At 56.8% G+C, this 10,631-nt stretch carries 2 protein-coding genes; both read right to left on the bottom strand.

The annotated features are described in order from the left end of the window. Positions 1-3,927: non-ribosomal peptide synthetase (locus tag PEL01S_RS33475; protein ID WP_127463260.1), on the bottom strand; the 3,927-nt coding region annotated here is incomplete at its 3' end. Between the two features lie 82 nt (positions 3,928-4,009). Continuing rightward, positions 4,010-10,631 (bottom strand): non-ribosomal peptide synthetase (locus PEL01S_RS33470; protein WP_127463259.1); only part of this gene is annotated, 6,622 nt, incomplete at its 5' end.

The raw sequence follows: 10,631 nt of genomic DNA, 5'->3' as shown, positions 1-10,631 counted from the left end.
CGTCATGTCCGCAGCATACGGCCATGCCGTATCGTTGAACGACGCTGCAATTTGCGCCCTCTCCTGCTCGGTCAAGATTTCGATGGACGAAAGCGCCCCATTCGGGTCCTGAACAATCCCGTCAAGAAGCTGCGTAAAATGCCGCGCCATCCGCCGGACGGTTTCTGGCTTGAACAGCGCGCTCGCGTACTCGATGCTGCATACGATACGATGCGCTTCCTCAGACGCATGAAAGCTCAAATCGAACTTGGCGGTCGTATGCTTGCGGGGATAAGGCTCAACGGTCAGACCGTCGATGTCGGCTTTAGGCTCCTCCGCATTTTGCAGAATAAACATCGTGTCGAAGAGCGGATTGCGGCTTGCATCTCTGGCGACGTTCAGCTTCTCCACCAATTGCTCGAACGGATAGTCCTGATTCTCGTAGGCGTGCAGCGCGTGCTCTTTTACTTCCCGAACGTAATCGCGGAATGTTTTTTCCGGGGCTGGGTAGTTACGAAGCGCCAGCGTACCTGCGAACATGCCGATCAGATGCTCAAGGTCCGCATGCGGCCTTCCGGCAATCGGCGTGCCAACAACGATGTCTGTCTGTTCTGTATATTTATGCAGCAAAACGGTATAAGCGGCTAATAAAACCATATACAAGGTCGACCCGGTCTCGGCGGCAAGCTGCTTCAGCCCTTCCAGCCTCGGCTTGTCGATGACAAATTCGAAAGTATCTCCCAGGTAACTTCGTTCCGCCGGCCGCGCATAATCCGTTGGAAGGTCCAACACTTGAATTTCCCCGCGGAATACGTTCAGCCAGTACGCTTCCTGCGCTTTCATCCGTTCGCTCTGCAGTTCCGCCTGCTGCCACGCCGCGTAATCCTTATATTGAATGTCAGGCAGTACCGGCTCCCGTCCTTCGTACAGCAGAGCAAACTCCCTCATGAGCACGTTCATGGAGATGCCGTCGGAGACGATATGATGCATGTCAAAGCATAAAATATGCCGGTCCTCCCGAAGCCTGATCAGTCCTACCCGCAGGAGCGGCGGCTTCCGCAGATCGAACTCGCGCATGAAGCTGCGAATGATCCCGTCGGCCTCTTCTTCGTCCGCCTGTCTGTACTCCAGCGCAAAATCCACCGTCGGGTAAACCCGCTGCACCGGCTCTCCGTCGAAGACCTCAAACCCGGTTCGCAGCGTCTCGTGACGCTCGATCAAGGCCCGGAACGCATCCTCCAACCGTTTGCGGTCCAGCCGCCCGACCAGCATTCTTATGCCGGGCATATTGTAAGTGAGCTGAGCGCCCTCGATTTGATTCAAAATATATAAACGTTTCTGTGCGGACGATAGCGGGTAGTAATCCCGTTCCCCGACCGGCGGTATCGCCGCATACGCGGTTTGCTCCATCCCTTCGATCGCACGCGCAATCCTTTCAATCGTGGGGTTGTGGAAAACCGTATGCAGCGGTAGGTTGATCCGCATTTCCTTATAGATGCGCGAAACCAGCGTCATCGCTCGCAGCGAATGACCGCCGATCTTAAAGAAATCGTCCGTTACCCCGACTTGGCGAAGTCCGAGCACTTCCTCCCAGAGCTGCGTCAGCTTGGCTTCCAGCGGCGTGCGGGGGGCGACATAATCCGCTCCGGTCCGCGCGGCGGTTTCGGGAGCCGGGAGCGCTTTGCGGTCAATCTTGCCGTTCGGCGTCAGCGGCAGCTTTTCCAGCTGGACGAAATAAGACGGGATCATGTATTCCGGCAATGTTCCGGCAAGCGCATTCCGCAGCTCTCCTCTGGGCAGCGGGCGATCCGCCACGACATAGGCGCACAGCAGCTTTTCCCCAGCTTCGTCGTCCCGGGCCATAACGGCCGCTTCCTGCACCCCGGCAATGTCCGATAACCGGGCTTCCACTTCACCCAATTCGATCCGGTAGCCGCGGATTTTCACCTGATGATCAATCCGGCCCAATATTTCGATGTTTCCGTCCGGCAGCCATCTGGCCAAATCCCCTGTCCGGTACAGCGTTTCGCCGTCCGCAAACGGGCTGGAAATGAATTTTTGCCGCTGCAGCTCCGGCAGCCCGATATAGCCGCGGCTGACGCCGTCGCCGCCGATGAGAATTTCTCCCGGCACCCCAACCGGCTGTAGCCGGTTTCCTTCGCCCACAATATAAATCTTGGTATTCGGAATCGGCTTTCCGATCACCGGCCGCACCTGAAACTCCGCAAACTGCGTCCGGTCCAGCAAATAAGTGACGCAAGAAATCGTCGTTTCCGTGGGACCGTAGCTATTCATAAATTGTACGGACGGATACCGCTTGAAATAAGCGGCAACGTCCCTGCAGCGGAACTCTTCTCCGCCAAGCACAATGATCCGCACGGCTTCGGCGTCGCGATTGCTGTCAAACGCCGGGCTGTTCACGATCATGCTGAACAGGGACGGCGCCATTTTCAGGAAGGTAATCCGATGCTCGCGAATATAGCGAAGCAGCAGCTCGGGCTCCATGTACTGCTCTTTCCCCAGCAGATGAAGCTCGCCCCCCGACAGCAGCACGGGAAAAATCGACGTCAGCGATAAATCGAAGGAGTAGGAAGAGGTCAGCACCGACTTGTCGCTGCCGGAAAGCTTCACATCCTGAACGAAGTAGGACACGAAATTGCTTACCCCTTGATGCGTAACCTGAACGCCCTTCGGAAGCCCAGTCGTCCCCGACGTGTAGATGATATAAGCCAGTCCGTCCGGACCGGTGTCCGACTCGGGATTCGAATCGCTGCCGCAATACGCGGCCGCTTCGTCCAAATAGAGGCGCTTTTCCGCAAAAGCCGCCCGTTCCGACAGCCGACGCTGCGTCAGCAGCAGCCGTGCCCCCGAATCCTCCAGAATGTGCCGGATGCGGTCCTGCGGCTGCTCGGAAGCGATCGGCACGTACGCCGCACCGGCTTTCAAGATCCCGAGTATGCCTACGGCCATCTCGAGCGAAGGCTCGGTCATCATCCCGACAACATGACCCGGCCGAACGCCATTCTCCCGGAGTGTCCAAGCGAGCCGGTTGGCCTTCTCATTCAGCTCCCGATAGGTCAATCGGCCGTCCCCGCATACGGCGGCGGTATGCCCCGGCGTCCGCTGCGCCTGTTCTTCGAACAGCTTGTGGACCGTTTTTTCGCGCGGATAGTCTTGGGCGGTATCGTTGAATTCAACCAACAGCTGCGTCTTTTCGGCCTCGGACAGCAGATCGATGAGATCGATCCGATGCTCGGGCTGATACAAGACAACGGAATAAACCCGGTTTAAATGCTCGGCCAAACGCTCGATAAAAGCCGGATCGTACAAATGTTCGTTGTACATCAGCTTCACACCGATGCTGTCCTGTTCCGATTCGAAGGCAAACAAAATATCGACCGCTGTATTTTCCAGGAAGCTCATGGTATGGATTTCGTTAAAGCAAACCATTGTATGGACAACCGGTCTGCCATTCGGATCGTATTGAATGTCCAATGGGCCGATCATCGTCTGGAAAGGCACGTTCTGATGGGCGACTGCTTCGCCGACGGACGAATGAATTTCCCCCAAAAGCGATTTGAAGCCGCTAGTGCCAATCATGCGATGCTTCAGAAGCAGCAGCTCATTCAGCAAAGGTGCGCCGTCTTTTCCGACTACCGGCATGCCCAGAACGATATGTTCTTCCTGGGTATACTGATGAAGCAGGCATTCTACCCCGGCCAACAAAATGGTAAACAGGAGCATGGACGAACCGTTTCCTATCGCCTTCATTCTTTGGCTCATCCCGCCGGAAAAAGTATAGGAATAAGAGCGCAGCTTTCCATCAGGCGCGCTGAACTGAGGACCTTTAACGGGCAGCAGGCGAATGATACTGTCGTCGGAATCAAACCTGCCGTTCCAATATGTCCTGTTCTTTTTCATGAATTCACTCCTCTTTCTTTCCTTCATTTATAAAACCCGGGTTCAAAGGGCGGGCCGCCATTCCGACTCACACCCTTTGAACGCCAGCCGTTCGAGACGGATGCGCAGCTTAAAACACAAACTCCTTATTTTCGAATAATGGATCTGCGGGGCTCGGACCGTCCGCCAGGTCGATTTCTTCGAGCGGAATGTGAGGATTGGCCGTAACCGCCTGTAAGATCGCCAGGAAATCTTGCGAAAGCTGTTCCATCGTGTTCTTTTTAAACAATTTAGTCCGGTAAACGATGCTGCACACAAGCTCGTCGCCTTGCTCCATGACTGTAAAGCTCAGGTCGAACTTGGAGCTTCCGTTCTCCCGAATCTGACGGGTGAAGGTTAACGATTCAATCCCGTGCTCCTGCCGTTCGAGGTTCTGGAGCGTGAACATCGTATCGAACAGCGGATTGCGGCTTACATCCTTGGCTGCGTCAAGCCGCTCGACCAGCTTTTCGAACGGATAGTCCTGATGCTCGAAGGCTTGCAGGGCATTTTCTTTCACTTCCTGCAGGTAGCTCAGGAAGGTTTTTCCTTCCGATGGATAGTTCCGCAGCGGTAAGGTGCCGACAAACATTCCGATGACGCCCTGCAGCTCCTCCGACAATCTGCCGGCGATCGGAGTGCCCACGATCATATCTTCCTGGCCGCTGTATTGGGACAGCAGAACCGTATAGGCGGCAAGCAGAACCATGAACAGCGTGCTGCCGCTGGCATCGGCCAGCCCCTTCACCGCTTCGGTCAAAGCCCGATCCGCCATAAAGTCGATCTGCGCCCCCTCGAAGCTAAGCCGCGCAGGCCGCGGGTAGTCGGTCGGCAAATGCAAGACGGGCAAATCCCCGGACAAGGCTTCGAGCCAGTAGCTTTCCAGCTGTCTGTAACGCTCTTCGGACGCTTGCCGAAGCTGCCATACCGCATAGTCTTTATATTGAATCCGCAATGGCGGCAGCGTCTCGCCCCCATAGAGGCGGACAAACTCTTGGATTAAGATCCCCATAGAGACGCCGTCCGAAATGATGTGATGCATATCAAACAGCAGCGTGTGACGGTCAGGTTTATGCTCGATTAATCCGACGCGCAGCAGCGGCGGCTTCTCCAGAGGGAAGGCGCGTACGAATCCGGCCATGTAGGCTTCGGCTTCCGCTTCTTCAGCCTGCATGTATTCCACGTCAAATTGCGCTTCGCGGTAGATCCTCTGCACCAGCTCGCCGTCAACCATCTCAAAGCCGGTGCGCAGCGATTCATGACGCGCGATCAGCTCGCGGAACGCCGCTTCCAGACGAAGCGGGTCAAGCGGTCCTTCGACAGACATGACGTTCGGCATGTTGTAGCTGAGCTCTCCGCCTTCCAGATGGCTCAAAATATACAGCTGCTTCTGTGCAGAAGTTACCGGGTAGTAATCTCTTTCCTCGACGACCGGAATGGTCTCGTACGCAGTTTGACCCATAGCCCCGATCACTTTCCCCAAGGCTTCGATCGTCGGAGCTTGGAACACTTCCTTCAACGGAACGCGGATATGAAGTTCCTTATGAATTTTGGCCGCCATCGTCGTCGCTCGTAAAGAGTGCCCGCCGAGGTCGAAGAAATTGTCATTTATCCCGATACGCTGGACGCCAAGCACCTCCTGCCAAATCCGCGCGAGCCGAAGCTCGATCGGAGTTCGAGGCGCGACATACTTCGCGTTGAGCTGCAGGCTTCCCTCCGGAGCCGGCAGCGCTTTGCGGTCGACCTTGCCGTTGGACGTCAGTGGCATCGCATCGAGCTGGACGAAGTACGACGGGAGCATGTAATTCGGCAGTTCGGCGGAAAGAGCCTGTTTGAGTCCGCCAGCCGTCAACTCGGCATCCGCTACAAAATAGGCGCACAGCTGCTTTTGCCCCTCTTCGTCCTCGCGTGCGATGACAATCGCCTCGCGCACCGTCTCCACCTTCAATAGCTGCGCTTCGAGCTCGCCCAGCTCGATCCGGTAGCCGCGGATTTTCACCTGATGGTCGATCCGGCCCAAATATTCGATGCTGCCGTCCGGCAGCCAGCGCGCGAGATCGCCCGTGCGGTACATCCGCTCGCCCGCTGCAAACGGATGCTCCACGAAGCGCTCCGCCGTCAGGTCCGCGCGGTTCAAATAGCCTCGCGCCAGCCCGTCCCCGGCCACATACAGCTCGCCGGGGACCCCGACCGGCTGCAATTGCCGCCGCTCGTTCATAATGTACGCTCTGAGTGTCGGGATCGGCTTTCCGATGTTGCTTTTGCCTTCCGCGATTTCGCGCTCGGTTATCTCCTTGTACGTCACATGCACCGTCGTTTCCGTGATCCCGTACATATTAATCAGCTGCACGTGCGGATATTTCGCCTTCCAGCTTTTCAGCAGCGCCGGACTTAACGCTTCCCCGCCGAAAATGATCTGTCTTAGCTTCAACTCTTTGCTGTCGTAGCCCAGCTCTTCCTGCATCAGCTGGTAGAAATACGTCGGCGTCTGGTTCAGTATCGTGACCTGCTCGGCCTTCAGCAGCTCGCGGAACTGCTGCGGGCTTCGTGCCGTCATCACCGGCACTATGATCAACCGGCCTCCGTACAGCAGCGCCCCGTACATCTCCCAGACCGAGAAATCGAAGCAGTACGAATGGAACAGCGTCCACGTATCCGACGGTCCGAAGTCGAACAAATTCCGCTCGTTAAACAGCAGCCGCACGACATTTTTGTGCTCGATCAGCGTTCCTTTCGGCTTGCCGGTCGTTCCCGAAGTGTAAATGACGTAGGCCAGATGGTTCGGACCCGCGACGTGCTTCAGGTTACTTCCGTCCGGATCGTAAACCGCCGCATCATCCAAATCGATAAGCGTCCCTTCATAAAAAGCGAGCTTATCGTACGACAGATGCTTCACCAACAGCATCCTGGCTCCCGAGTCCTCCAGCATGTAGCGGATGCGCTCCTCCGGATACTCCGGATCGATCGGCACATACGCTCCGCCGGCTTTCAGGATCGCGAGGATGCCGACGACCATCTCCAGCGAGCGATCCGTCATGATGCCGACCAGCGTATCCGCTTGGACGCCTTCGGCCCGCAGCGTCCGCGCCAGCCGGTTCGCCCGCTCGTTCAGCTCGCCGTATGTTAGTTGGCTCTCCTCGTAGACGACCGCGACCTGCTCCGGCGCGCGCTCCGCCTGTTCCTCGAACAGTGCGTGGATCGTTTTTTCCCGCGGATAGTCCGCCTCCGTATCGTTGAACCGGACTCGAATCTGCGTCTGCTCCTCCGGTGTCAGCACATTCAGCTCGCCAACGTGAATCTGCGGATCAGCCGTAATTCGTTCCAATACGCGAACCAGATGTCCGTAAATCCGCTCCACCGCCGCCCGGTCATAGACGCACGCGTTGTACTCCATCCGCAATGCAATCTCATCGCCAGGAACCACGATCAGGTTGAAATCGTAATTCGTTTGCTCCGATATATGAACGTCCTTGATCTCAAAGCTGACGGAACGATGATCTCCGAGCTGCTCCATCTGCTCATCGACAGGATAGTTCTCGAACACCATAATGTGATCGATCAGACCTGACTTATGCTCGCTTTGCGCCTGAATCTCGTAGAGCGGGTACGTCTCGTACGCCTGGCCCGCCAGCGATTGCTCCTGCACGCTTCTCATGACGGAGGCGAAAGATTGCTCCGGAACATTTTGGATGCGGACCGGGATCGTATTAATAAACAAACCAATCATCGTCTCAATGCCGGGAAGCTCCGCCGGCCTGCCGGATACGACGCTTCCGAACACGACGTCTTCGCTGCCGTTATATTTTTGCAGCAGAACGCCCCAAGCCGTCTGAATTAAGGTATTCACGGTTACCCGATGCTGCTTCGCCGTGAGGTCAATGTCCCGCGTCAACTTCTCCCCGAAGGAGCGGGCCAGCGTCTCGGCGGCGTAGACGCCTTCCTTTTTCCCGGATTTCGCCTGAGGCAGAACGGTTCCCTGCTCGTACCCCGCCAAATAGTCGCTCCAATACTTGGAAGCCGCTTCCCGATTCTGCGACTGCAACCATTCGATGTACCGGCCGTACGGGAGAGGGGTTCCAAGCTCCGGCCGCCTTTGCTCCAGGGTGGCAAAATAAGTTTCGAACACCTCTTTGGCCACCAGGGACAAGCACCAGCCGTCCATCACAATATGGTGGAAGCTCCACAGGAAACGATAGGTCTCGTCGCCGGTTCGCAGCACCAATATCCTCATCAACGAATCCTGCCCCAGATCGAAGCCCTTGGCCTTACCCTCGCCGGCCAAGCGTTGGGCATACGCCTCGCGCTGCTCCTCATCCATGCAGCGCAGGTCCTCATACCGGAAACTAGGACGCTTGTTCCGGAATACGACCTGCAGCGGCTCTTCCTGCCAACCGCTATAATAGTTCGCTCTTAATACCTCATGGCGCTGCGCCAACGCGTTCAGGCTTTCTTCAAAAACGGCTGCCTCGAAGCTTCCCTCAAGCGTAAAGGTCGTTTGCTCATAGTAGGCTCCCGAATCCGGGTCCATCAAGCTGTGGAACAGCATCCCCTTTTGGAGCGGCGTCAAGGTGTACACATTTTCAATCTCGCCAATATGGGCGGTCTGTTCCACCAGCGCGTCAAGCTCCTCCAGGGTCAATTCCTTGTACAGGACATCGCTTGGCGTCAGCTCGGCGCGCTCCTTCCCAAGGCAATGCTCGACGACTTCCCGAAGGCTTGCCTTCAACAGTCCTCCCACTCGCTCCATCGTTTCTTTCCGGTACTCCTTGCCGCTGTAGCCGATCGTCAGCTTCAGCGTTCCTTCGGAAATCATCCCGTTGATATCCAGGGCGCAGGTCCGCCATGCGTTAGCGCTTATCGATGCCCCTGTCGAATAGGGGGATAGCTGTAGGGCGCTATTTTCCAAGTCTTGGTCGAATTGACCCAAATAGTTAAAGCTAATTTCCGGATGGATGGAGCTGGAGCCGGTGCCGCCCTCTTCGGGAGCCGACAGGTACTTCAAAATTCCGTACCCGACCCCTTTGTGCGGAATCCGGCGAAGCCCTTCCTTGATCTTCTTGATTTGATCAGCCAGCCCCTTGTCCGTTCCCATCTCCAAAACGACCGGATACTGACTGGTGAACCAGCCCACCGTACGCGTAATGTCCATGTCCGGAACAATCGGCTCTCTGCCGTGACCTTCCACGTTCACGACCAATTGCCCGATGCCGGTCCAGGCATAAATCGCCCGGCCCAATGCGGTTAGCAGCAGGTCGTTCATCTCCGTGCCGTAGGCGCGGTGCGCTTCCTTGAGCAGCCGTTCCGTTTCTTCCCTCGTCCATTGGACCGTGACCGCTTCGCTATCCCCGACCTGCGGCGCCGCCTGCATGTCATCCTTCGGCAGCGGGATCACGCGTACTTGCTCCACTTGCTTCCAATACGAACATTCGTTCTCGATCGCCGGACTTTTCGCATAGTCCGTCAAACGATCCGCCCATTGCCGGAACGAATCGGTCTTTTGCGGGAGTCGAATGTCTGATCCGCTCACGGCTTGCTCATAGCCCGCCGCAAAATCTTCAAGCAATATCCGCCACGATACCCCGTCCACCGCCAAATGATGAATAACGATCAGCAGGTGGTCGCCCTCGTCGCATTGGAACAACCCCAGTTTCGCCAAAGGCCCTTCACTCATGCTGAAGCTGCCTTGAATTTCGTTGGCCTTCGCCTCAATCGCTTGCGCGCAGTCCGTTTCGCCTTTCAGGTTCACGACTTCCAAGCTGTACGGCTCGCCTTCGTCCAAGCCTCGGTTCCACGCTTCCCAGCCTTGTTCCGTCATGCGGAAAACGAGGCGCAGCGCATCGTGATGCTCGGCGATCTTTTTCATCGTCCGGCGAAGCGCCTCTGCTTCGAAGCCGCGTTCCCGGTATAGCATAACGGCCTGGTTAAAATGATGCGGATCGGGCGACTGCCGCCCGAAGAACCAGCGCTGAATCGGCGTCAGCTTCATTGCTCCGACAACGATTCCCTGCTCAGCGGTTCGGTTGGCCGCTTGAACGCGTGTCCCCAGCTCCTTGACGGTCGGATACTTGAACAAATCTTTCATTTCCAGCTTGTATCCGGCCTGAAACAATCTGGAAGAAACTTGGATCGCTTTAATGGAATCGCCGCCAAGATCGAAGAAGTTGTCATCAATCCCGATCGATCCGACACCCAGCACCCCTTGCCATACAGAAACCAATGTCTGCTCCACGGAAGTCCGGGGAGCCCTGTATTCCGCTCCCGTGTGTGCCGTTCCTTCCGGCGCCGGCAGCGCCTTGCGGTCTACTTTGCCGTTCGGCGTCAACGGCATGCGCTCCAGCTGCATGAAGTGCGTCGGAATCATATACCCCGGCAGCGCCCCGGCCAATTCGCTTCGGAGATCTCCGGTGGCTAGCGGACGCTCCGCCGTGAAGTACGCGCAGAGCTGCTTCTGTCCGGACTCGTCCTCCCACGCGATCACAAGCGCTTCCTTCACCGCCTCCGTCTTCATGAGCTGGGCTTCGATTTCTCCCAGTTCGATCCGATAGCCGCGAATTTTGACCTGATGGTCGATCCGGCCCAGATATTCGATGTTTCCGTCCGGTAGCCACCGCGCGAGGTCCCCTGTCCGATACATTCGCTTCTCCGGTGCAAACGGAACCGTCACGAATTTCTCCGCCGTCAGCTCGGGACGGTTCAGGTAGCCCCTAGCCAGC

This window comes from Paenibacillus elgii NBRC 100335, from assembly GCF_004000865.1.
Lineage (GTDB): Bacteria > Bacillota > Bacilli > Paenibacillales > NBRC-103111 > Paenibacillus_G > Paenibacillus_G elgii.
The sequence above is the reverse complement of the archived record's forward strand: the minus strand, read 5'-3'. Positions and strand labels throughout refer to the sequence as shown.